This is a genomic window from Streptomyces canus, from assembly GCF_030816965.1.
GTDB classification, from domain to species: Bacteria; Actinomycetota; Actinomycetes; order Streptomycetales; family Streptomycetaceae; genus Streptomyces; species Streptomyces canus_E.
Window position 1 is genome coordinate 6,490,493 of the sequence record NZ_JAUSYQ010000002.1, and the last position, 23,638, is coordinate 6,514,130.

Consider the following 23,638-nt stretch of genomic DNA (forward strand, 5'->3'; position numbering starts at 1 on the left):
GCGCCGGGGGCCCGCCAAGGACAGACGGTCGGCCGGAGTCAGCCGTTGTAGGGCTCGGCCTTGAGGATGGTCACGGAGGCCTTCTTGCCGTTCGGCAGTTCGTACTCCGCGTCCTCACCGACCTTGTGGCCGATCACGCCGGAGCCCAGCGGGGACTGCGGCGAGTACGTCTCGACGTCCGCGCTCGCGTACTCACGCGAGGCGAGCAGGAAGGTCATGGTGTCGTCCTCGTCACCGTCGAAGGCGATCGTCACGACCATCCCGGGCGCCACCGCACCGTCCGCGGACGCCGGAGCCTCGCCGACCTTGGCCTTCTCCAGGAGCTGGGTCAGCTGGCGGATGCGGAGCTCCTGCTTGCCCTGCTCTTCCTTGGCCGCGTGGTACCCGCCGTTCTCGCGCAGGTCGCCCTCCTCGCGCGCGGCCGCGATCTTCGCGGTGACTTCCTCGCGCGCGGGACCAGACAGGTACGCCAGCTCTTCCTTGAGCTTGGTGTACGCCTCCTGGGTCAGCCAGGTGACGTCTTCGCTGGTCTGGGTCACAGGTGCTCCTCGTAGGTACTGGGAATACAAAGCATCGCCCTACCCAGAAGAATGTGCCTTCACGGATGGGCGAAACCACGAGCCTAACAATTCAGGGGCCGAAGGGGGAGGACATAAGCCATCAGAAATACGTCAGCGCAGGTCAGCGGTCACGTATCGAGGGTGGTGTCAGTCGGCGTGACAGCCCAGCAGCTCGGCCGTGGTGCCCGGGGCCGTCGTACGGAGCGTGACGACCTTGTCGATGCGGGTGGCATCACCGCCGAAGCGGAAGTCGGCCCGGCCCACCTCGGTGCCGTCCGCCGCCTGGGAGCGGACCGTGCAGTAGCCGGAGGTGCCGGAGTCCTTGCGGACCTCCAGATGCACCTGCACCGCGGACTTCTCCGCGTCGAACGTGATCACCTCGGCGCTGATCTTGTTCTGCACGACGTAGTGGTAGGCGAAGTAGCCGATCAACGCGAGCAGGAGGGCGCCGAGGACGGCACCGGCGATCCGGAGCTTGTGGTCGGCACGCTCGTCCGAGGAGCGGCCGTAGCGCCCCTCGGGCAGCTGGGTGCTCGCCGTGCTCATGATCGTCTCCTGGTAAACCAAGGCCGTGGAATTAATCGCCCCCCGATTCGGTCACTATAGAAGCCGCCGTTCGCACCCGAAGACACCGGGGCGCCGACTTACTGAGGATTGAGTCTTGACTGACCAGCTGCGACTGATGGCCGTGCACGCCCACCCCGACGACGAGTCGAGCAAGGGCGCGGCCACCATGGCGAAGTACGTGTCCGAGGGGGTGGACGTGCTGGTCGTGACCTGCACGGGCGGGGAGCGCGGCTCCATCCTCAACCCGAAGCTCCAGGGCGACAAGTACATCGAGGAGCACATCCACGAGGTACGCAAGAAGGAGATGGACGAGGCCCGCGAGATCCTCGGCGTGGGGCAGGAATGGCTCGGCTTCGTCGACTCCGGCCTGCCCGAGGGCGACCCGCTGCCGCCGCTGCCCGAGGGCTGCTTCGCCCTGGAGGACGTCGACAAGGCGGCCGGCGAGCTGGTGAAGCAGATCCGCACCTTCCGTCCCCAGGTGATCACCACCTACGACGAGAACGGCGGCTACCCGCACCCCGACCACATCATGACCCACAAGATCTCGATGGTGGCGTTCGAGGGAGCGGCGGACACCGAGAAGTTCCCCGAGTCCGAGTTCGGCCCGGCCTACCAGCCGCTCAAGCTCTACTACAACCAGGGCTTCAACCGCCCCCGCACCGAGGCGCTGCACCACGCGCTGATCGAGCGCGGCATGGAGTCGCCGTACGGGGACTGGCTCAAGCGCTGGGACGAGTCGCCGATGCGCGACCGCACCCTGACCACGCACATTCCCTGCGCGGAGTTCTACGAGATCCGCGACAAGGCCCTGATCGCGCACGCCACGCAGATCGACCCCGACGGCGGCTGGTTCAAGGTTCCGCTGGACCTCCAGAAGGAGGTCTGGCCGACGGAGGAGTACGAGCTCGCGAAGTCCCTCGTCGATACCTCCCTCCCCGAGGACGACCTGTTTGCGGGCATCCGCGACAATGCCTGACATGAGCGCAAGCGCAAGCCTGGCAATGACGCACCTCGCGACCCTCGCCAAGGAGGTCGACGAGGACAAGGTCACCCCCGGAGTCCTCGGCTTCATCGTCTTCGCGGCGATGGCCCTGGCGGTGTGGGCCCTGATGAAGTCCATGAGCAAGCACATGAACAAGGTCGACTTCAAGGAGTCCCCGGACGAGGCGGCCTCCGGCAAGGAGACCACCGACAGCCCGTCCGGCAAGACTTCGCCGGCCAAGGGCTGAGCCACGCGGCGGCGACGGGAGGGGGCGCCCGAGGCCCCTCCCGTCAACGGCTGTGCCCGGCCGGCGACAGCAGACCCGGACCGGCGCCCGGACCGGCGCCCGGATCATCGACACCGCCGCGGGCGCCGCACCGCACAACACCCTCACCCCGCTCGACGGGGTGGAATCGCGGGTCGGGGGGTCGTACACCGCCTCGCACAGGCACAGGCACAGGCACGGATACCGGCACCCGAGGGCGTAGCGACCGCAGCCGGTACGCGTCCGCCCCCCACCGGCCCGCCGGACGGACGAACCGCGAACTTCACCCCCGCGCCGGGGCCACCGCCACCCCCATGACCTCCCGCGCGTGCCGGTTCGGCACCATCCCGAGCCGCCATGCCTGCCACCCGGTGTCCAGGTTCACGCCCCGCTCCAGCAGCAGTCCGTACGCCCCCACGTAGTCGTCCAGTTTCTCGTCCCGTGCCCCGTGCTCCCGGCGGCCCAGGTCCGCCAGTTCCTCCTGGGCGACCGCCGCGCCGATCTCCACGCCGCCCGGTGCCGCGTACGGCAGCAGGGTGCAGCGCAGGAAGCGGGCCCAGTCCTCGCCCCGCTGGTCGCCGTATGAAGCGAACAGGGCCACCGCCTCGTCGCACAGGGCGAGGGCCTGGGGGGTACGGCCGTTGCCCGCGTCCACCACCGCCAGTTCGAGGCAGGTCCACGCCTCCCCATGGGCGACACCGATGCGCTGGAAGTCGGCGCGGGCGTCGACCAGGAGCTGGCGGGCGAAACCCGAGTTGCGCAACGAACCCGTCTGCGCGGCGCGTTGGTCGCGGGTGACACGGGCCGAGTGGTGGCGGGCGCAGGCCAGACCGTAGACGTCCCGCATACGGGAGAACATCGTCCGCGAGCGCTCCAGCTCACGGACCGCGAGATCCAGGTTGCCCGTCTCCTCCAACGCCTGACCCAGGTAGTACACCGTCCACGCCTCGCCGCGCGCGTCCTCGTTGTCGCGGTGGCGGGAGGCCGCCTGGCGCAGGCCGTCCACCGCCGCCGACGGGTCCCCGGCCACCAGACGGGCCCGCGCCAGCTGGGTCAGCGCCCACGCCTCACCACGGGCGTCGCGGGTGCGGCCGTACAGGTCGAGCGCTGTTCTCAGCTCCGTCTCCGCGCCCGGTACGTCGCCCATGCGCAGGGCCAGCTGGCCGAGCTGGAAGTGAGCCCAGGCCTCGCCGTGCACGGACTCGCCGGCGCGGTGCAGGACCAGGGAACGGGCCAGCAGGTCCTGTGCCTGCGCGACGCGGCCGCGGTCGCGTTCGACCGCCGCCAGGGCGTGCATGGTCCAGGCGCGGTCCGTGGCCAGTTCGGGAGGTGACTGGAGGGCCAGGGCCTCCTCGAGCTTCGCCGCAGCCTCGGTCAGATGGCCCTGGTGGTGGAGGGTGATGCCCAGGGAACACAGGGCGCGCGCGGCGCCCGCGTCGTGGTGGGCCTCCATGTAGAGCTCGACCACCGAGGTCAAAGTCGTGCGCGCCTTGTCCAGCTCGCCCAGCTGGCGGGCGGCGATACCGGTGCGCCACTGCACCGAGCGAACCAGCAGCCCCTGATCCACCGCCTGCGCCAACTCGCTGATCTCGCCCAGGCGGTAGAGGTCGCCGCGCAACAGGCAGTAGTCGCACAGCGCGCCCAGGAGGTTGAGGACCGCCCCCTGGTTGACGCCCTCCGCGTGCCTGAGCGCCGCCGTGATGAAACTCGACTCGTCGTCCAGCCAGCGCAGCGCCTCGTCGAGGGAGGTGAAGCCGTGCGGACTGAAGCGGTCCGAGCGGGTCGACATGTTGCCGTCGACCAGGCGCAGCACGGAGTCGGCGAGGTCGGCGTAGTTGACGATGAGGCGTTCCTGCGCGGCCGTGCGCTCGGCCGGTTCCTCCTCGTCCAGCAGTCTGGCCTGGGCAAAGGCGCGGACCACGTCGTGGACGCGGTAACGGCTGCCGCGGACGTGGTCGATCAGGCCCGCGCGCGCCAGCGCCACCAGGTGCCGCGTCGCCTCCGTCTCGTCGGTGGCCAGCAGCGCGGCGGCCGCGGCGGCGCCGAGCGAGGACCGGCCGGCCAGCGCGAGACGGCGCAGCAGCCGGCGGGCCTGCTCCGACTGGTCGGTGTAACGGAGCCACAGGACGCGTTCGACGGGCCCGACCGGGCCGTACGCGCCCAGATCGGTGGCCAGTTGGCGCGGGGAGCGAGGACCGAGGGACGAGCCCGCTATGCGCAGGGCCAGGGGCAGGCCGCCGCACAGCTCCCTGATCCGGTCGGCGGACTGGGCGTCATAAGGACCGGTGGCCGACTGCGCGGCCGCGTCCAGGAGCTCCTCGGCGCCCGCCGCGTCCAGGGCGGCGACGGGGAGTTCGTGCACCTGGGCGGCGAGGTCCGACGGCAGGCCGAGCGGCTCGCGCGCGGTGACCAGGACCAGGCTGTCGGAACGCTCGGGGACGAGGGCGCGCACCTGCTCGGGGTCCGAGGCGTCGTCCAGCACGATCGTCACCGGCAGACCGGTCAGATGCTGGTGGTACAGCTCGCTCAGCCGCTTGACCTGCTGGTCGGGCGAGGAACGCTCACGGAACAGCAGCTGCTCACGCGGGGCACCGAGCCGGTTCAGCAGATGCAGCAGCGCGTCCCGGGTGGAGAGCGGGGACTCCTCCGGGTTGTCGCCGCGCAGGTCCACGACGCAGGCGCCGCGGAAGTAGTCCTTGAGGTCGTGCGCCGCCCGTACGGCGAGTGCCGTCCGGCCACTGCCGGGCGGTCCGTGCAGCACGACCACCGTGGGCCGGGTCTCGGTGGTCGCGCGCGAGGCCTGCACCCACTGCCGGATGCGGCCCATCTCCGCCCGGCGATCCGCGAACTCGCTGATGGGCTCCGGAAGTTGACCGAACGACTGCTCCAGCACGCTCCTGCCGCGAGCCGCCGCGCTCTTGTCCGTGCCGCGCAGCCGCGGGCCCGCCTTCTTCGGCCCCGTCGACGCGCTCAGCACCCGCTGCTGGTCGAGGAAGGGCCGGATGCCCCGTACTTCCAAGGCCGTCAGCCACTGGAGCCGGAGCTGCTCGGGGCCGCCGGGCTGGCCGATGGCGCCCGCCCGGTGGTGCGCGGCCGGCAGATGCGAGCCGGCCACCTTCACCACGGTCGCCGCCGCGGCCACGACGCCCACGGTCACGCCCGCGCCCAGCGCGGTGCCCGTGTCGGTGCCGAGCGCCAGGTCGGCCACGGCGGCAGCCAGGGCGGCGACCGCGGCCACCAGCAGAGGAGTTCCGGACGCCTCCTTGGAGTACCGCTGCCGGAAGGTGAGTTGACCGGCCTGCGACTCGTCCAGCGCGCGCGTGTAGGCCTCGTACTCCTCGGCGGCCGTCTGCGCCATCGCGTCCAGTGATCCTCGGGCCCGCGCGAGCAGTACGGCCCCGTCGACCCGCCCGCCCGAACGCCGCACCTCCTCCTCCACCGCCCGGCCCAACAGCCGTTCGGCCTCCGCCCGATGACTGTCCCGCATGTCACTTCCCCCTCCGGCGGCAACGGCTTTCTTGGTCAAGTGTGCTGCGGACGGGGCATCGGGGCGAGAGGGCCGCACCGGGAAGCTCGACGTCGCCGTCGGGACACGCCTGACGCCTGACCCGCGGGGTACTGCGGCAGGATGGACCCCATGCCGAACCGACTGGCCCACGAGACGTCCCCCTACCTCCTTCAGCACGCCGACAACCCCGTCGACTGGTGGCCCTGGTCGGCCGAGGCCTTCGAGGAGGCGCGGAAGACGAACAAGCCCGTCCTGCTGAGCGTCGGGTATTCGAGCTGCCACTGGTGTCACGTCATGGCTCACGAGTCGTTCGAGGACCGGGCCACCGCCGACTTCCTCAACGAGCACTTCGTCAACATCAAAGTCGACCGCGAGGAACGCCCCGACGTCGACGCCGTCTACATGGAGGCCGTGCAGGCCGCCACCGGGCAGGGCGGCTGGCCCATGACCGTGTTCCTCACGCCGGACGCCGAGCCCTTCTACTTCGGCACCTACTTCCCGCCCTCCCCCCGCCAGGGCATGCCCTCCTTCCGGCAGGTCCTCGAGGGTGTCCGGGCCGCCTGGACCGAGCGGCGGGACGAGGTCGCCGAGGTCGCCGGGAAGATCGTGCGGGATCTCGCCGGGCGGGAGATCTCCTACGGCGACTCGCAGGCACCCGGCGAGGAGCAGCTCGCCGCGGCTCTGCTCGGGCTGACGAGGGAGTACGACGCGCAGCGCGGCGGTTTCGGCGGGGCGCCGAAGTTCCCGCCGTCCATGGTGGTGGAGTTCCTGCTGCGCCACCACGCCCGCACCGGTGCCGAGGGCGCCCTGCAGATGGCCCGGGACACCTGCGAGCGCATGGCCCGTGGCGGCATCCACGATCAGCTCGGCGGCGGCTTCGCCCGCTACTCCGTCGACCGCGACTGGATCGTGCCGCACTTCGAGAAGATGCTGTACGACAACGCCCTGCTGTGCCGCGTCTACGCCCACCTGTGGCGGTCCACCGGCTCCGATCTCGCCCGCCGGGTCGCCCTCGACACCGCCGACTTCATGGTCCGTGAGCTGCGTACGAACGAGGGCGGGTTCGCCTCCGCGCTGGACGCCGACAGTGACGACGGGACGGGCAGGCACGTCGAGGGCGCGTACTACGTGTGGACGCCGGAGCAGTTGCGTGAGGTGCTCGGGGAGCAGGACGCCGACCTCGCCGCCCAGTACTTCGGCGTCATCGAGGAGGGCACGTTCGAGCACGGGCAGTCCGTCCTCCAGCTCCCTCAGCAGGACACCGTGTTCGAAGCCGAGAAGATCGAGTCGATCCGGCGGCGGCTCCTCGACGCACGTGCGCAGCGCCCCGCCCCCGGCCGGGACGACAAGGTCGTCGCCGCGTGGAACGGGCTCGCGATCGCCGCGCTCGCCGAGACCGGCGCCTACTTCGACCGTCCTGACCTGGTCGAGGCCGCTCTGGGGGCCGCCGATCTGCTCGTACGGCTGCATCTGGACGAGCAGGCCCGTCTGTCCCGTACCAGCAAGGACGGGCAGGTCGGTGCCAACGCCGGTGTGCTGGAGGACTACGCCGATGTCGCCGAGGGTTTCCTCGCGCTGGCGTCCGTGACCGGGGAGGGGGTCTGGCTCGACTTCGCCGGGTTCCTGCTCGACCATGTGCTGACGCGGTTCACCGGGCCCGAAGGGGCGCTGTTCGACACGGCCGCCGACGCCGAGCGGCTGATCCGCCGGCCGCAGGATCCGACCGACAACGCGGTGCCCTCCGGGTGGACGGCCGCGGCGGGGGCGCTGTTGTCCTACGCCGCGCAGACCGGGGCCGAGCCCCATCGTGCGGCCGCGGAGAAGGCACTCGGTGTGGTGAAGGCGCTCGGGCCCCGGGTGCCGCGGTTCGTCGGCTGGGGGCTGGCGGTGGCGGAGGCATACCTCGACGGGCCGAAGGAGGTCGCGATCGTGGGACCCGCGCTGACCGACGACGCCACAAAGGCCCTGCACCGTACGGCACTTCTGGGGACCGCTCCCGGTGCCGTGGTCGCGGTGGGGACGCCGGACAGCGATGAACTCCCGCTGCTCGCCGACCGGATCCTCGTCAACGGCGAACCCACCGCTTACGTCTGCCGGCACTTCACCTGTGAGGCGCCTACGACCGACGCGGAGGCGTTGCGGGTGGCGTTGGGCGGTTGACCTCCGCCAGGGCGTTCGCCACGATCGCCTCCAACTGTTCGTGGTGTGCGCCCTTCCAGTAGGCGCGGCCGCACTCCTGGCACTGGGCGAAGACGTCGTACGACCGTTCCGTCCCGCCCTCCAGCCGGTCCGCCACCTGCTCCTTGGTGGCCTCTCGCAGCAGGCCGTTGCAGGCTGTGCAGCGGGTCCAGGGGCGTAGTTCGGGGCGGAAGCGGTCCAGGACGTCGCGGAGTTGGTCTTCGGGGCGGGTGCTGTAGACGAAGGCGCCCGCCCAGAGTTCCCTGCGGTGCAGGAGGCCCCGGTCGCGGCTGAGCATGACGCGTTTCTCGGTCGCGGAGCGGGTGGCGAGGGCCGGGTCGCCGATGTCCGTGGACTCGTACGCCGTGTCCACGCCGAGCAGGCGCAGGCGGCGGGCGAGGGTGCCGAGGTGGACGTCGAGAAGGAAGCGCAGGGGAGCGCCGGGGATCTGCTGGGGGCGGGTGACGTCCCTGATCTCCACGGAGTCGCCCGCGACGGGGACGTAGGACCTCGAGACCTCGCGGCCGTTCACCCGCAGGGCCCCGACCTCGGTGAGCGGGACGCCGGTCGACTCGACGACGTGGCCGAGGGAGGAGACGCCGTCGGTGGTGAGGGCGGTGGGCCCCCGGCGGCGGCCGCTCGCGAGGAACACGGCCAGGCCGGGGGCGAACTCGACGTGGATCTCGGGACCGTTCACCCGGTCAGGATGCCACGACGGGGGAGAGCGGATTCAGGGCTTTTGCGCCGGCAGGCCCTGGTCCAGGACGTCCAGGGCCTGGTCCACGAGGTCGCGCAGGTCGCCCTCGAAGCCGTTCTCCGCCCAGTACATGGAGACCTCCATGAGGCCGCCGATGAGGGACATCGCGTAGACGCGGACCTGGAGGCTGTCCGCGGCCAGGCCGGAGCGTTCGGCGAGGGCCTCGCGGAGCATGCGCCCGGTCTCCGACATGGTCTCGAGCATCCGGGCGCGGACGGCGGGGACCTGGACCCCGAGGTGGGCCCGGACGCGGATCGACTCGGGGTCCTCCGCCATGGTGCCGTCGAGGGCCAGGCGCATCACGTGCCGCACTGAGTCGATCCACGGCTCGTCGGCGGGCCGGGCGCGCAGTTCCTCGATCATCAGAGGGTCGTACTCGTCCGTGAGGACGATGTCCTCCTTGGTCGGGAAGTAGCGGAAGACGGTCGACGGTGACACCTCGGCCCGCTCGGCGATCTGCTCGACGGTCGTGGCGTCGTAGCCCTGTTCCTTGATCAGCGCGTAGGTCGCGGTGCGGATCGCCTCGCGGGTCTTGATCTTCTTGCGCTCACGAAGACCCAGCTGGGGGCGGTCGGCGGGAGAGAGAGGGGAGCGTGCGGCCGTCATGGGGTTCATTGTCGGGCATCCGCCTCCTCGGCAGCCATGTCCGGGGCTGTGGAGGTCTCGGCGGGGCGGGGTGTGCCCGGCAGGAAGGCCGCGGCGAGCAGCGCGGCGACAAGGGCCGCGATCCCGCAGACCAGCAGGACGACGCCCATGCCGTGGACGTACGCGCTGTTCGCGGAGGTCAGCAGATCGGTGGAGCCGGTGCGCTCGGCGACCATGTGAGCGGCGACCACGGACTCCCCGGCGGTGTCGGCGGCCCGGGCGGGCAGCCCGGTGACGTCGAGGCGGTCCCGGAAGGTGCCGGCGAGCAGGCTGCCGAGCAGGGCGATGCCGATCGCGCCGCCGACCTGGCGCATGGTCATCAGGAGTCCGGAGCCGCTGCCGGCGCGGTCCCGGGGCAGGGCGCTGAGGCCGCCGTTCATGGCGGGGATGAGCGAGAGGCCGAAGCCGAAGCCGGTGAGGGAGAGCCACAGCGCGACGAATCCGTAGCCGGAGTCCACCGTCGTACGGCTGCCCAGGAGTCCGGCGAAGGCCAGCACCACCAGACCGGCGCTCACCGAGGCGCGCGCGCCGAAGCGGGCGACGACCTTGGGGGCGAGACGGGAGGCGACCAGCAGCCCGCCCATCATCGGCAGCAGCCGGACGCCGGTGCCCAGGGCGTCGTGGCCGAGGACGGCCTGGAGGAAGGGCGGCAGCACGAACAGCAGGCCGGAGAGGATGAAGTTGACGAGGGTCGCGGCGACGGTGTTGAAGAGGAAGCCGCGGTGGGTGAGCAGGGTCATGTCGAGCATGGGGCGCCGGACCCGGCGTTCGCGGAGTACCAGGGCGGCGATCAGCAGGACGGACGCCGCGAGCATGCCGAGCACGAGCGGGTCGCTCCAGCCGCGGGTGGGTGCCTCGATGATCGCGTAGACCAGGGCGCCGAGGCCGGTGACGGTGAGTGCGGCGGAGAGGGCGTCGACCCTGGGAGAGGAGGGGTCGCGGGTCTCGGGGAGCAGGAAGACGCAGGCGGCGATGCCGATCGCGGCCATCGGGACGTTGACCAGGAAGACCGAGCCCCACCAGAAGTGGTTCAGCAGCCAGCCGCCGATGATCGGGCCGAGTGGCAGGCCGAGCGCGGAGGCGGCGGAGACGATGCCGACGGCCTTGGTGCGCTCGTCGGGGGCGAAGAGCGTGGGCAGCACGGAGAGCGCGAGCGGGGTGACCAGGGCGCCGCCGATGCCCATCACCGCGCGGGCGGTGATCACCGCGTTCACATCGCTCGCCAGCGCGCCGACCAGTGATCCGGCGAGGAAGATCGCGAGTCCGGTGATCAGCATCCGGCGCCGCCCGAACCGGTCGCCGAGCAGGCCCGCGGGGAGTATCAGGGCCGCGAAGACGACGACGTACGCGTCAGCCATCCACTGTTGCGCGCCGGTGCCGGCGTCGAGATCGGCGGCCATGGTCGGCAGCGCCACATTGAGGATCGTCAGGTCGAAGCCGAGCGTCAGCATGCTCGCGACGAGGGCGGCCAGGGCCCACCAGCGACGGGGGTCCGGGGTGATAGTTTCCATGAAATGAGAGTAACTCTCAAAAACTAGCAACTGTCAATTGGTTTCGGCATGCAAAAAGGGCCACGGCTCGGAAGCCGTGGCCCTCGAAAGGCGTGGACCGGTCTACGTGTGCTGGTAGGCCACCAGTGAGATGCCGATGTAGTGGACGGCGAAGGCGGCCACGGTGAGGGAGTGGAACACCTCGTGGAAGCCGAACCAGCGCGGTGACGGGTTCGGCCGCTTGAGGCCGTAGATCACGCCGCCCGCGCTGTAGAGCAGGCCGCCGATGACGACCAGGACCAGGACCGCGACACCGCCGGCGCGCATGAAGTCGGGCAGGAAGAAGACGGCGGCCCAGCCCATCGCGATGTAACAGGGGGTGTAGAGCCAGCGCGGGGCGCCGACCCAGAAGACCCGGAAGAGGATGCCGGCCACCGCGGCACCCCAGATGCCCCACAGCAGCCACCGCCCCTTGCTGCCCGGCAGGAGCAGCATGGTCAGCGGGGTGTAGGTGCCCGCGATGATCAGAAAGATGTTGGCGTGATCCAGTCGTCGCAGCACGCCGTCCATGCGGGGGGACCAGGTGCCCCGGTGGTACAGCGCGCTGACGCCGAACAGCAGGCAGGCGGTCAGGGCGAAGATCCCGCAGGCGATCCGGCCTCTGGTGGAGTGGGCGAGGGCGGTCAGTGTCAGCCCCGCGATCAGTGCGGCCGGGAACATGCCGAGGTGCAGCCAGCCGCGCAGCTTCGGCTTGATGGGCTCGGCCAGGTCCTGGGCGTGCTGCTTGATCTGGTGCGGCAAGGAGGGTGCGTCGGCGTCGTGGGCGGGCGGCGTCATGACCGGCATCGTACCTACGGGACCGTAAGTTACGCATGAGTAGAGCGTGAGGAACGGCCAAGAGTGGCCATCGTCTCACGGGAGTTGACCAGTAAAGAGACGGTTGGCTGAACGCTAAGTGCACGCAAATAAACGCGCTGTGCGCGAAGGGAGCGTGGCGATCCTCACTCCGCTCACCTGTGATGCCCTCTGGACAGATGGGCGCTTCAGTCGGATGATCAAATGAGTGCGGTCGGCACCGGATGAGCGCCAAGGTCACCACCAAAAGGCACGAGAAGCATCCGGGTCGCAGCCCCCACGGGGCCTCCAAACAAAAAATCCCTCATCTAGGAGCAATCGTGGCGCGCGACATCGCGGCTCCCCCCGTCATCCCCACCCAGCACAAGGAACTGATCTCGTGGGTGAACGAGATCGCCGAACTGACCCAGCCGGACAGCGTGGTCTGGTGTGACGGATCCGAAGCGGAGTACGAGCGCCTGTGCGAGGAGCTCGTGGCGAAGGGCACCTTCAAGAAGCTCGACCCGATCAAGCGCCCCAACTCCTACTACGCGGCCTCCGACCCGACCGACGTCGCACGCGTCGAGGACCGCACCTTCATCTGCTCGGAGAAGGAGGAGGACGCGGGGCCGACGAACCACTGGAAGGCACCGGGGGAGATGCGGGACATCTTCGCCGGCGAGAAGGGCGTCTTCCGCGGTTCGATGAAGGGCCGGACGATGTACGTCGTCCCCTTCTGCATGGGCCCGCTCGGCTCGGACCTCTCCGCGATCGGCGTCGAGATCACCGACTCCGCCTACGTCGCGGTCTCCATGCGCACGATGACCCGCATGGGACAGCCGGTCCTCGACGAACTCGGCTCCGACGGCTTCTTCGTCAAGGCCGTGCACACCCTCGGGGCGCCGCTGGAGGAGGGCCAGGAGGACGTTCCCTGGCCTTGCAACTCCACCAAGTACATCTCGCACTTCCCGGAGTCCCGCGAGATCTGGTCCTACGGTTCGGGCTACGGCGGCAACGCCCTGCTCGGCAAGAAGTGCTACGCCCTGCGCATCGCGTCGGTGATGGCCCGCGACGAGGGCTGGCTCGCCGAGCACATGCTCATCCTCAAACTCACCCCGCCGCAGGGCGAGTCGAAGTACGTCGCCGCCGCCTTCCCGAGCGCCTGCGGCAAGACCAACCTCGCCATGCTGGAGCCCACGATCTCCGGCTGGACCGTCGAGACGATCGGCGACGACATCGCCTGGATGCGCTTCGGTGAGGACGGCCGCCTCTACGCGATCAACCCCGAGGCCGGCTTCTTCGGCGTCGCGCCCGGCACCGGTGAGCACACCAACGCCAACGCGATGAAGACGCTGTGGGGCAACTCCGTGTTCACCAACGTCGCCCTCACCGACGACAACGACATCTGGTGGGAGGGCATGACGGAGGAGACCCCGGCCCACCTCACCGACTGGAAGGGCCGCGACTGGACCCCGGACTCGGACGAGCCCGCCGCCCACCCCAACGCCCGCTTCACCACCCCCGCCGCGCAGTGCCCGATCATTGCGCCCGAGTGGGAGGACCCCAAGGGCGTGCCGATCTCGGCGATCCTCTTCGGCGGACGGCGCGCGAGCGCGGTCCCGCTGGTGACGGAGTCCTTCGACTGGAACCACGGCGTCTTCCTCGGCGCCAACGTGGCCTCCGAGAAGACCGCCGCGGCCGAGGGCAAGGTCGGCGAGCTGCGCCGCGACCCCTTCGCCATGCTGCCGTTCTGCGGCTACAACATGGGCGACTACATGGGGCACTGGGTCGACGTGGCCAAGGGCAAGGACCAGTCGAAGCTGCCCAAGATCTACTACGTCAACTGGTTCCGCAAGAACGACGAGGGCAAGTTCGTCTGGCCCGGCTTCGGCGAGAACAGCCGCGTTCTGAAGTGGATCGTGGAGCGGCTGGAGGGCAAGGCCGAGGGCGTCGAGACCCCGATCGGCATCCTGCCGGCCAAGGACGCGCTCGACACCAAGGGCCTCGACCTGGCCGAGTCCGACCTGGAGTTCCTGCTCACGGTCGACAAGGAGGTGTGGCGGGACGAGGCATCCCTGATCCCCGAGCACCTCAACACCTTCGGTGACCACACGCCGAAGGAGCTGTGGGACGAGTACCACGCGCTGGTGCAGCGCCTGGGCTGAACCGCCCCCTGACGGCGGCACCCGGAACCGGCGAGACTTCGTACAACGGCGTGCGGGGTCCGTGGCCCGCCGTCGTCTCTCCCGTCCGCCCCGACGCGAGAGACGACGGCGGGCCTTCGCTTGTGCCTCGCGGCAGCCCATTCTCGAAGGCCAGGGCCGGACATTCGACCAAGGTCACCCTTTTGGCGGTGTGGGCAATGGGCGCCAAAGACACCGACGTCGCCGGGGTGATCTTTGTTCACCGAAGGGGCAGATGTTTCATCATTTTTTCATGAAAGGGGAAGAAGTGCCTCGTCTGTGTCCATAAGGGATGAGGCGCGCAAGCGAAATGAAGCGCATGAAGTGCGCGCTTACGAGTCTGATCCCTCCTGACCGTGAGGAAGGTTCTCTTGAACCGCAGAACGATCAGAATCTCGCGCCTGAGATCCGCCACGATGGTGTCGGTGGGTGCGGTCGCCGTGGCGCTCAGCGTCGTCCCGAGCACGGTGGCTGCCGCCGACGCGATGCAGGGGTCGAGCGCCGACCGCACCGTGCCGCAACTGCGCCCGAACAACGCCCCCACCGGCGCCATCGCCGACGCGATCCGCAGGGCCGGCTCTGATGGGCAGGCGGCGTTGCAACCGGGCGGCGCCGACCAGGATCGCGCCCTCCAGGACCGCGGCCGCGGCCCCCAGGGCAAGCCTGGCAAGCAGGGTCCGCGGGGTCCGCAGGGCGCGCAGGGTTCACGGGGTCCGCAGGGGCCGCAGGGGCCACGGGGGCCACGGGGGCCGCAGGGCCCGCAGGGAACTCCGGGCTCGGTCGGCAGTTCCTACGTCATCACCGCCACCGCCGCGGGAACCGCGACAGCCAACTGCCTGGGCACCGATGTCGCCACCGGCGGCGGAGCCCTGGCCGCGACCCCCCTCACCGGGAGCTACCCGATCGGCGGTACCGCGGTGACGCCTCCCACCGGGTGGCAGGGCATCGCCACCGGCACAGGAGCCCTCGTCACCGCCTACGTGGTCTGCGCCGATGTGACCCCGTAACTCCCCTCTGAGTGGTGCCCCCGAGGCTTCGGCCGAGGGGGCACCGTTCGAGTGACGACCCGTCGAATCGCCCCGGCGGCGACCACCGGGCACAAACGCACTCCGAGAACCATGCGCCCGGCCTGCGTAAGGTGTGCCGGCCCACGACAACCGGCGGCCGCCCTCTTGGCTCTGGAGCTGCCTGCCTGGCTTCGCCGCTCGGGCTGCTACACCAGCAGCGGCCCGCCGCACCGTTCGGCGCCGTCCTTCATCGCGATGAGGTTGGCGGTCACATACGAGATGTTCTTCTCGGAGTGCCACTCGGACGGGAAGTAGGTGGCAAGTCGCGAACTCTGGAACCGCGCCTCCAGATCGGGCACGACAGCGCGGTAGTGGTTGTCCGTGTAGTACCAGAACGAGTTCTCGTTGTAGTACGCGACATGACTCGGGTCCTGGTACGCGCCCCGGCCGTCGGAGCTGGGTGTCACCGTGAGGAGCATGCCGCCGGGTGCCAGCAGCCGGTACAGCTCGTTGATCAGCGGCACCTTCGCGGGCACGTGCTCGAGGAAGTTCACGGCTCGCATCAGGCCGACGGAGTCATCGGGCAGGTCCACCCTGCCGGGCAGGGTCGCGACGATGTCGACGCCCTCCGCCGGGTACTTGTCCACGCCCACGTAGCCGGGCGGCTTGCGGCGGGCCGCGCCGAGGTCCAGCGCGACCAGTCCCCTCCGGTAGGTCCAGGCGAGGGCGTTGGCCTCGATGTACTTGTCGTACAGGGCGACCGTCTCGCGCTGGATGTGCGCGTTGATCTCCGGGTCGCGCTGGGTGTTCGCCGGGTGCATCCGCTGGAGGTACAGACAGCGGGGAATGTGGTGGAAGTCGCCGATGTGGTACAGACGGCACATCAGGTCCTGGTCGTCCAGGACCGTGCGAGCCGCGTCGTACCCGCCGGCCTTGTCGTAGGCGTCCTTGCGGAACGCCCGCACGTGGTTGGGCGCGTACCAGATGTAGGCGACGTTGTGCGGGGTCGGAGCCATGGACCTGACCTGAAGCAGCTTGCGCCCGTCCACGCGCACGTCCTCGTAGTGCCAGCCGTGCTCCTCGTTGAAACGACTGTCGTCGCGCTTCCCGTCCTCCCCGATCTGCGCGGTGTTGCTGTAGACGAACACGGCGTCGGGACGCGCGTCGAAGGCCTTGCCGAGTTCCGCCAGGCACGCCTTCGCCAGCAGGTCGTCGTGGTCGAGTTCCACGAGGATCTCGCCGCGCGCCAGTTCACAGGCCCTGCGCTTCGCCGCTCCGACACCGACGATCTCGTCGGCGATCTCCACCCGGACTCTCTCGTCGGGCTGCTCCGGCCGCCACCGGGCGCCGTTGTTGAGCAGGACGATCCACTCCCAGTCCGGACAGGTCTGCGCCTGCAGGGTCGCCAGGCAATCGTCGAGGAAGCGGGGCCGGTGGCTGGGGGTGAAGACGGAGAACCTGGGTGTCGCGGTCGACGTCATCTGATCGTGGACGAGTGCCATGTCCATCGACGCTACGAGGCCGTGCCGACGGTGCCGCCGCTTGGCGGGAACGTGGGGCCCGCAGTCCACCCGAATGTACGCAGGGAGGTCTTCTGACAAACATGGCGCCCGGTCCGCGCCTCGCTGCGGGTGCACGCGGACCGGGGCCGCTCATGGGGAGCCGGCAGGGTCAGCCCGCGGGGGTGAGTTCCCTCGGTTCGGGCAGCGCTGCGGCGTGCGCGTCCATGCGCTCGGCGCTCAGGATCGCCGCCGCCGTGTCGGCGCGGGACGCGGCGACGACCAGCGCCCGCCCGGCCAGAGCATGTGCCCGCCGGTGCAGCGGCACGACCTGTGCCTCGCGCCGCCCGCCGGAGGCCACCGCGCGATCCTGCGTACGGCCTCCCCGCAGCCGGGCCACCTGTTCGGCGAGCCGCTCGGCCGCGGTGTCCAGGTCGGCGGACGGGGCCAGCGCACGCAGCTCGTCCGTGACGGCGAGCAGTGCGGCGAGATGGCCGGCGAGCTGGATGTCCAGCTCTTCCTCGCGTGAGCGGTGGGGGAAGTCGGAAGGGGCGTCGGCCATCGTGCTGTGGACCGACTTGGTGCGGATCGGTTCGTACATGGGATGGCCTCCTGATGCTGGCAGGAAACCATCCTAGCTTAGATTCTGTCTAAAGTTGGCCGTACCCATCCAGGAAGTTCGAGATCCGCCCCACCGCGTCCCGCAGGTCACCGACCGTCGGCAGGGTCACCACCCGGAAGTGGTCGGGCTCGGGCCAGTTGAAGCCGGAGCCCTGGACGACCATGATCTTCTCCTGGCGCAACAGGTCCAGGACCATCCGCCGGTCGTCCTTGATCTTGAAGACATTGGGGTCGAGCCTCGGGAAGAGATACAGCGCCCCCTTCGGCTTCACACAGCTCACGCCGGGGATCTGGGTCAGCAGCTCGTACGCCACATCCCGCTGCTCGACGAGCCGGCCGCCCGGCAGCACCAGGTCCTTGATCGACTGCCGCCCGCTGAGCGCGGCGACCACCCCGTGCTGTCCCGGCATGTTCGCGCACAGGCGCATGTTGGCCAGGATGGTCAGGCCCTCGATGTAGGAGTCGGCGTGGGCGCGGGGGCCGGAGATCGACATCCAGCCCACGCGGTACCCGGCCACCCGGTACGCCTTCGACATGCCGTTGAAGGTGAGGGTGAGCAGATCCGGGGCGATCGACGCCGTCGGGGTGTGCGTGGCACCGTCGTAGAGGATCTTGTCGTAGATCTCGTCCGAGCAGACCAGCAGGTTGTGTCGGCGGGCGATGTCGGTCAGGCCCTTGAGCATGGTCTCGTCGTAGACCGCGCCCGTGGGGTTGTTGGGGTTGATGATGACGATCGCCTTGGTGCGGTCGGTGACCTTCCGCTCCACGTCCGCGAGGTCGGGCATCCAGTCCGCCTGCTCGTCGCAGCGGTAGTGCACGGCCGTCCCGCCGGACAGCGACACCGCGGCCGTCCACAACGGGTAGTCGGGAGCGGGTACGAGGACCTCGTCGCCGTCGTCGAGCAGGCCCTGCATCGCCATCACGATCAGCTCGGAGACGCCGTTGCCGATGAAGACGTGCTCGACGTCGGTCTCGATGCCGATGGTCTGGTTGTGCATGACGACGGCTCGCCGCGCGGCCAGCAGCCCCTTCGCGTCGCCGTATCCGTGGGCCGTCGACACGTTCCGGAGGACGTCCTCCAGGATCTCGGGCGGCGCCTCGAACCCGAAGGCGGCGGGGTTGCCCGTGTTCAGCTTGAGGATGCGGTGCCCGGCCGCTTCCAGGCGCATCGCCTCCTCGAGAACCGGGCCCCGGATCTCGTAACAGACATTCGCGAGCTTGGTCGACTGGATCACCTGCATGTCTGGGAGCTTACGGCCCGGTAACGCTTCGCGGGCCGTGCTTTCCGCCACGTGAGACACGTCCGTTTGGGCTGTTATCGCCGGTAGCTGTCCCACCTGGCACATCCGTCTCTACAATCCGTCGCCATGTCGAGCCCAGTCGAGTACGAGTCCGGGGCGCCCAACGTCTACCAGCCGCAGCCCGCACCGGCCCCGGCGTACGAGGAGTACACGGATCCGGCGGCGGCGCACGGCTGGCAGAACGTGTACGACGCGACGGCCGAGCTCCCCCGGGTCGAACCCGCGGCCCCGGAGCCCGGCGACCGGGAGCCGCCCGGCCCGCTGCCCGCCGGCCGGGCCGCCCGGCGGCGCGCCGCGCGCGGCATGGGCGTCCGGCGCTCGCGACGGGTGGTCGTGGCGGTCGGAGCCGTCGGGGTGGTGTCGGCGGCGGCCCTGATCGCTGGGCTGTCCTCCTCGGGCTCCTCCTCGGGGCCCGCGCAGGACCAGCGGGACGGCACCCCGTCGGCCTCCGCCGGGGCGAGCGACGCCACCGACCCGGCGTCCTCCGGTCGCCCGGCGGTCCCGGGGGCGACGGCCTCCGGCGGGCCGGCGAGCGGTGCCGCCGCGTCCGGCGTGGACACCTCCGCGGATGCGTCCGCGGGCGAGGAGACGGACGGGAGTCCGTCGGCGGGGGCCTCCTCCGGCACCCGGCCCACCCCTTCAGGTTCGCCGTCGCCATCGCCCTCGTCGAGCTCCGCCTCCGCCGACGGCCCCGGCAACTCCGACGGCAAAGGACGCGGACAGGGCAGCACCGCAGGCCCCAAGTAGCCGTCCGACTCGGTAAGTTGACCATGCCGAACGGGGAGGGCTTGGCATGGACTTCGCGCTGTTGAACGACGAGCCGGTGACGGACCAGGAGTCCGACCTGCTGGGCACCGGCCGGGCCGCCCGGGAGCTGGCCAAGCTGGTGCACGACTCCCGTACGTCGACCCCCTTCACGCTCGCCGTCGACGCCGGGTGGGGGATGGGCAAGAGCAGCCTGATGAAGCTGGTCGAGGCGGAGCTGCGGCAGGGATACAGGGATGTCGAGACCGTCTGGTACAACGCCTGGACCGCCACGGGGGACGACGCCCTGGAGGGGCTCATCAAGTCCGTCCTGGCCCGCTTCGACAGACGGCTGCTGCACCGCGTACTGAACCGCCTCGACGAACAGGCCGTGCTCGTCCGCGCCGTGCAGACGACGCTGACCGTGGCCGCGGCACCCTTCGGCGCGGCCGGGATCGTCGACCGGTTCTGGCGCGACCTGTCCGTCGACGCGAAGGCCCGCAACGACATGCGCCAGGCCCTGCGCGACGTCGCCCGGCAGTGGGCGCAGTCGGCGCCGCACGAACCTTCACGCCTGCTCGTGGTCTTCGTGGACGACCTCGACCGCTGCTCGGAGGAGACCGTGCTCGCGGTGTGCGAGGCGGTCAAGATCTATCTGGACGTGCCGGGGCTGGCCTTCGTCATCGGCTGCGACCGCTCTGCGCTCGGCCCGTCCGGCCTGCTGCGGGACCTGGGCCCCGCGGGGTCGGCGTTCATGGAGAAGATCTTCCAGACGAGCTACCGGATCCCGGTGACGGGGGACGAGCGCATCGAGGCGTACGTACGGCGGTGTGCCGAGCGCTCGGGCGTGCAGCAACTGCTCGCGGACGACGCGCTGGTGCGACTGATCGCCGAGCGCTCGGCCCGCAACCCGCGCCGGATCAAGCGGCTCATCAACGGTTTCGGCTTGGAGTGCTCGCTCAACCCGGTGTGGGAGAGGTTCGACTCGGAGGCGGTCATCCGCACGCTGCTCCTGCAACATCTGTACGCGGACTTCTACCGGACCCTGCTGGCGGGGGACCGCAGCCATAGGAACGCGGCCTGGGAGTTCCTCGACTACCGGGTGGCCCGCAGGGTGCTGAGCCGGCCGTCGGTGACGCCGGACGGGGAGGCCTGGCAGACCACGGCGAACCATCTCACCGAGCACGGCCTCGCCGCGCCCGCCCTGGACGACCGGGAGGAGTGGGGCGCCGTCCTGGCCCGGCTCGAGGAGTATCTGCCCAACGGCTTCCCGGCGTTGGAGCGGGACCAGAACTTCGTGACGCTCGTCGAGGAACTGATGGGCATGCCCGACGCCACCGAGCTGGTGGAGCGTCTCAGGCGCGGCGTCGGCCCGGTCGCGACGGTGGAGTCCGGCGAGGAGAGGCCCCGCCCCTACGCGGGCGCCTTCGTCCTGTGGGTCGACGACCATCCGGAGAACAACGCCGAGCACGCCGCGGATCTGGAGTTCCTGGGCGCGCAGGTGGCGGTCGCCGAGGACGCGCGGCAGGCGGAGCGCATCATCGACGGACCCACCCGTGTCGACCTGCTGATCTCCGACGTGGCGCGCGGTAGGGACGGCGACGCCGGGTTCACGGCTCTTCGGCGCTGGCGGGACAGTGGCCGTTACGACGGACCCGCGATCTTCTACACGGCCCGCATCACTCCGAACCGCGAGAGCCGCTGCCGGGAACTGGGCGCGGAGATCACCATGTCCAGCAGGGAGTTGTACCGACGCATCGACGCCGTGCTCCGCTCCGGCCGCCGGACCCCCCTCCCGGCCAGGCCGAACGCGCGGGCTTGACACAGCTTCTTGCCCAATAACCCACCTATCTTCACAATGTGCATGACAAAATCGCGGGCGGCCGGAAGATTTCCGGCCGCCCAAGTCGCAAGAGGGGACCCCCACATGAGAAAGCCTCTCGTCGCCGCGCTCAGCATCCTGGCCTTCGCCGGGATGAGTACGGCACCCGCGGTCGCGGCCGAACCCACGGCCACGAGCGTGGGCAAGGGCGTCGACACGGACACGGTCACCTCCGTGGTCCACGACGTGGTCACGTCCACCACGGCGAGTCTGTCGCAGCTCACGTCACCGTCGCCCAAGCTGAAGGCTGTGACCCTCGCCGGGACCGTCTCGCTCAGCAACTGTTCCGGCTCGGTCATCCGGTTCCCGAACTCCCTGGACACCGACCCGGCGCTGGTGCTCAGCAACGGGCACTGCCTCACCACCGGCTTCCCGGAGCCGGGCGAGGTGCTCACCGACCAGGCCTCCAGCCGGACCTTCGGACTGCTCAACTCCTCCGGCACCAGGGTCGCCACCCTGCGCGCCAACAAGCTCGCCTACGGGACGATGACCGACACGGACGTCTCGATCTACCAGCTCACCAGCACGTACGCGTCGATCAAGAGCTCGTACGGCATCTCCGCGCTCACCGTGCAGGAAACGCACCCCACCGCCGGTACCGCCATCACCGTGGCCTCCGGTTACTGGAAGAGGCTCTACAGCTGCAACATCGACGGGTTCGCGTACCGCCTCAAGGAGGGTGACTGGACCTGGAAGGACTCGGTCCGTTACACCTCCGCCTGCCAGACCATCGGCGGTACCTCGGGCTCGCCCGTCATCGACCAGTCCACCGGCAAGGTCGTCGCCGTCAACAACACCGGCAACGAGGACGGCGAGCGCTGCACGGAGAACAACCCGTGCGAGGTCGACGCGAACGGCAACGTCACCGTCCGCGAGGGCATCAACTACGCCCAGGAGATCTACAACATCCCGGCCTGCTTCACGACGGGGAACCAGCTCAACCTGAACGCGAGCGCGTGCACGCTGCCTAAGCCGTAGCGCTGTGCGGGGCGTTCCGTCGCACGGGACTGTGACGGACCGCCCGGCCTGCCAGGACGTCCGTGCGCCGGCCGTCCTCGATCACGAACCGTCCGTCGACCAGGACGTGCGGAATACCGGTCGGCAACCGGCGCGGGTCCTCGAACGTCGACCCCGGTGCCACCGTCTCCGGGTCGAAGAGGACCAGGTCGGCCCGGTAGCCCTCCCTGACGAGGCCGCGGTCCGGCAGGCGCAGCCGGGACGCCGGACGCGAGGTGAGATGCGCGACGCACTCCTCCAGGGAGAGGACGCCCAACTCCCTCACGTACGTGCCCAGATACCTGGGAAACGTGCCGTACGCCCGCGGATGCGGCTTGGCGCCGTGCAGAATGCCGTCGGAGCCGCCGGTGTGCACCGGGTGCCGCATGATCGTGCGGACGTTCTCCTCGTGGCCGACGTGCTGGAGGATCGACGGGGCCAGCCGGTCGGCGAGCAGGAGCCGGCGGGCGGTCGTCCAGGGGCTCTCGCCTCGCGAGCGGGCCGACTCCGCGACCGTACGGCCGACGAGGTCCGCGAAGGCCGCGTCGCCGACGCCCGAGATCTCGATGGTGTCCCACTCGACGGGCACACCGTGGCACCCGTCGGCACCGATCTCCTCCAGGTGATGCCGGATCCGCTCGGCCGTGTCGTCGTCCGCCAGCCGCTTCAGGACGGCCTCGGGGCCGCCCTCGCTCGCCCAGCTCGGCAGCAGGGCTGCGAGGGTCGTGGAGCCGGGGGTGTAGGGATAGGTGTCCAGGCTGATGTCCGCACCCGACGCCAGCGCCTCGTCCAGGAGGGCGAGCAGTTCCGGCGCCCGGCCCTTGTTCACGCCGAAGTTCATGGTGGCGTGGGCGAGATGGAGGGAACAGCCGGCCTCCCGGGCCAGGGCGACCATCTCCTCGTACGCCTCCAGCGCGCCCGCCCCGTACGAGCGGTGGTGCGGGCAGTAGTAGCCGCCGTACTCGGCCACCACCCGGCACAGCTCGGTCAGTTCGGCGTCCTTGGCGTACATGCCCGGGGTGTAGGTCAGGCCCGACGACATGCCGACCGCGCCCTGTTCCATGCCTTCCGCGACCAGCCGGCGCATACGGTCCAGCTCCCGCGGAGTCGCCTCGCGGTCCTCCCAGCCGACGACGAGCGCGCGGAGCGTGCCCTGGGGGATCAGATAGGCCGCGTTGACGGCGATCCCGCGGTCGAGGCGGTCCAGGTACTCGCCCACCGACCGCCAGTCGAAGTCGACGTCGTCGCCGTAGCCGTTCCACCCGGTGATGGCGCGGCGGACCTCCTCCAGGGTGCGGTCGTCGACCGGCGCGTACGACAGCCCGTCCTGGCCCAGCACTTCGAGCGTGACCCCCTGCGCGGCCTTGGAGCTGTGGTCGGGGTCGCGCAGCAGGGCCAGGTCGCTGTGGGCGTGCATGTCGATGAAGCCGGGGGACAGGACGAGGCCTTCGGCGTCCAGCTCCCTTCTCGCCGTGGGGCGTTGACAGCCTGCGTCGGCCGCCTCCTTGACGATCGAGACGATCCGGCCGCCGTCGACCACGACGTCGGCGCGGTACGAGGGCGCGCCGCTGCCGTCGACGACGTCGGCGTCCCGGATGACGAGCTCTTCCATCACCGGA

At 70.2% G+C, this 23,638-nt stretch carries 19 protein-coding genes; 8 read left to right on the top strand and 11 right to left on the bottom strand.

Annotated elements, in window-relative coordinates:
• Positions 1–38 precede the first annotated feature (38 nt).
• Together greA and QF027_RS30960 are read right to left on the bottom strand one after the other, a co-directional pair.
• Complete coding sequence (gene greA, locus QF027_RS30955; protein ID WP_123991357.1) at positions 39–539, bottom strand: transcription elongation factor GreA; 501 nt, start codon at positions 537–539, stop codon at positions 39–41.
• A 168-nt stretch (positions 540–707) separates the two neighbouring features.
• Positions 708–1,106, bottom strand: coding sequence for a DUF4307 domain-containing protein (locus tag QF027_RS30960; protein ID WP_306976988.1), 399 nt, complete (start codon positions 1,104–1,106; stop codon positions 708–710).
• Between the two features lie 136 nt (positions 1,107–1,242).
• Here QF027_RS30960 and mca point away from each other — a divergent pair, with 136 nt between their 5' ends.
• Together mca and QF027_RS30970 are read left to right on the top strand one after the other, a co-directional pair.
• A complete protein-coding gene (mca, locus tag QF027_RS30965; protein WP_266568629.1) occupies positions 1,243–2,103 on the top strand; it encodes a mycothiol conjugate amidase Mca in 861 nt (286 codons plus the stop codon).
• On the top strand, positions 2,096–2,356 hold the full coding sequence (locus QF027_RS30970) for a hypothetical protein (protein WP_306976987.1): 261 nt from the start codon (positions 2,096–2,098) through the stop codon (positions 2,354–2,356). The genes mca and QF027_RS30970 overlap by 8 nt, the downstream gene beginning before the upstream one ends.
• A gap of 301 nt (positions 2,357–2,657) precedes the next feature.
• Here the strand turns inward: QF027_RS30970 and QF027_RS30975 are convergent, their stop codons facing one another.
• Entirely contained in the window at positions 2,658–5,861 is a 3,204-nt protein-coding gene (locus tag QF027_RS30975; RefSeq protein WP_307078394.1) for a tetratricopeptide repeat protein, read from the bottom strand.
• A 150-nt stretch (positions 5,862–6,011) separates the two neighbouring features.
• Between QF027_RS30975 and QF027_RS30980 the strand changes: the two genes are divergently transcribed.
• Positions 6,012–8,042, top strand: a complete 2,031-nt coding sequence (locus tag QF027_RS30980; protein ID WP_307078396.1) for a thioredoxin domain-containing protein — start codon at positions 6,012–6,014, stop codon at positions 8,040–8,042.
• Here the strand turns inward: QF027_RS30980 and QF027_RS30985 are convergent.
• The 4 genes from QF027_RS30985 to trhA all read right to left on the bottom strand — a co-directional run bounded on the left by QF027_RS30985 (position 7,999) and on the right by trhA (position 11,789).
• The gene (locus tag QF027_RS30985; RefSeq protein WP_307078398.1) at positions 7,999–8,757 is read right to left on the bottom strand and encodes a Mut7-C RNAse domain-containing protein; all 759 of its coding nucleotides are present in this window, start codon (positions 8,755–8,757) and stop codon (positions 7,999–8,001) included. The genes QF027_RS30980 and QF027_RS30985 overlap by 44 nt on opposite strands.
• 33 nt (positions 8,758–8,790) lie before the next feature.
• Complete coding sequence (locus QF027_RS30990; protein ID WP_307078400.1) at positions 8,791–9,423, bottom strand: TetR/AcrR family transcriptional regulator; 633 nt, start codon at positions 9,421–9,423, stop codon at positions 8,791–8,793.
• A 5-nt stretch (positions 9,424–9,428) separates the two neighbouring features.
• Complete coding sequence (locus tag QF027_RS30995) at positions 9,429–10,973, bottom strand: MFS transporter (protein ID WP_307078401.1); 1,545 nt, start codon at positions 10,971–10,973, stop codon at positions 9,429–9,431.
• Between the two features lie 102 nt (positions 10,974–11,075).
• The gene (gene trhA, locus QF027_RS31000) at positions 11,076–11,789 is read right to left on the bottom strand and encodes a PAQR family membrane homeostasis protein TrhA (RefSeq protein WP_306976975.1); all 714 of its coding nucleotides are present in this window, start codon (positions 11,787–11,789) and stop codon (positions 11,076–11,078) included.
• A gap of 338 nt (positions 11,790–12,127) precedes the next feature.
• Between trhA and QF027_RS31005 the strand changes: the two genes are divergently transcribed.
• Entirely contained in the window at positions 12,128–13,951 is a 1,824-nt protein-coding gene (locus tag QF027_RS31005) for a phosphoenolpyruvate carboxykinase (GTP) (RefSeq protein WP_306976972.1), read from the top strand.
• A 389-nt stretch (positions 13,952–14,340) separates the two neighbouring features.
• Positions 14,341–14,976: a hypothetical protein gene (locus tag QF027_RS31010; RefSeq protein WP_307078403.1), complete on the top strand. Its 636-nt coding sequence runs from the start codon at positions 14,341–14,343 to the stop codon at positions 14,974–14,976.
• A gap of 206 nt (positions 14,977–15,182) precedes the next feature.
• On the opposite strand, the gene QF027_RS31015 is transcribed toward QF027_RS31010, so the two are convergent.
• The 3 genes from QF027_RS31015 to QF027_RS31025 form a co-directional block, all read right to left on the bottom strand.
• Entirely contained in the window at positions 15,183–16,478 is a 1,296-nt protein-coding gene (locus tag QF027_RS31015) for a glycosyltransferase (RefSeq protein ID WP_307078405.1), read from the bottom strand.
• A gap of 169 nt (positions 16,479–16,647) precedes the next feature.
• Positions 16,648–17,076 (bottom strand): SCO4983 family protein, encoded by a 429-nt coding sequence (locus QF027_RS31020; protein WP_306976966.1) that lies wholly within the window; start codon positions 17,074–17,076, stop codon positions 16,648–16,650.
• Between the two features lie 49 nt (positions 17,077–17,125).
• Positions 17,126–18,337 (bottom strand): pyridoxal phosphate-dependent aminotransferase, encoded by a 1,212-nt coding sequence (locus QF027_RS31025; RefSeq protein WP_306976964.1) that lies wholly within the window; start codon positions 18,335–18,337, stop codon positions 17,126–17,128.
• Positions 18,338–18,463: 126 nt separating this feature from the next.
• Between QF027_RS31025 and QF027_RS31030 the strand changes: the two genes are divergently transcribed.
• From QF027_RS31030 to QF027_RS31040, 3 genes are all read left to right on the top strand, one after another.
• Positions 18,464–19,144: a hypothetical protein gene (locus tag QF027_RS31030; protein WP_307078408.1), complete on the top strand. Its 681-nt coding sequence runs from the start codon at positions 18,464–18,466 to the stop codon at positions 19,142–19,144.
• A 46-nt stretch (positions 19,145–19,190) separates the two neighbouring features.
• The gene (locus tag QF027_RS31035) at positions 19,191–20,963 is read left to right on the top strand and encodes a P-loop NTPase fold protein (RefSeq protein WP_307078410.1); all 1,773 of its coding nucleotides are present in this window, start codon (positions 19,191–19,193) and stop codon (positions 20,961–20,963) included.
• Between the two features lie 105 nt (positions 20,964–21,068).
• Entirely contained in the window at positions 21,069–22,001 is a 933-nt protein-coding gene (locus QF027_RS31040) for a S1 family peptidase (RefSeq protein WP_307078412.1), read from the top strand.
• On the opposite strand, the gene QF027_RS31045 is transcribed toward QF027_RS31040, so the two are convergent.
• Complete coding sequence (locus tag QF027_RS31045; protein ID WP_307078414.1) at positions 21,991–23,631, bottom strand: N-acyl-D-amino-acid deacylase family protein; 1,641 nt, start codon at positions 23,629–23,631, stop codon at positions 21,991–21,993. The two genes, QF027_RS31040 and QF027_RS31045, sit on opposite strands and share 11 nt — an antisense overlap.
• Positions 23,632–23,638 lie beyond the last annotated feature (7 nt).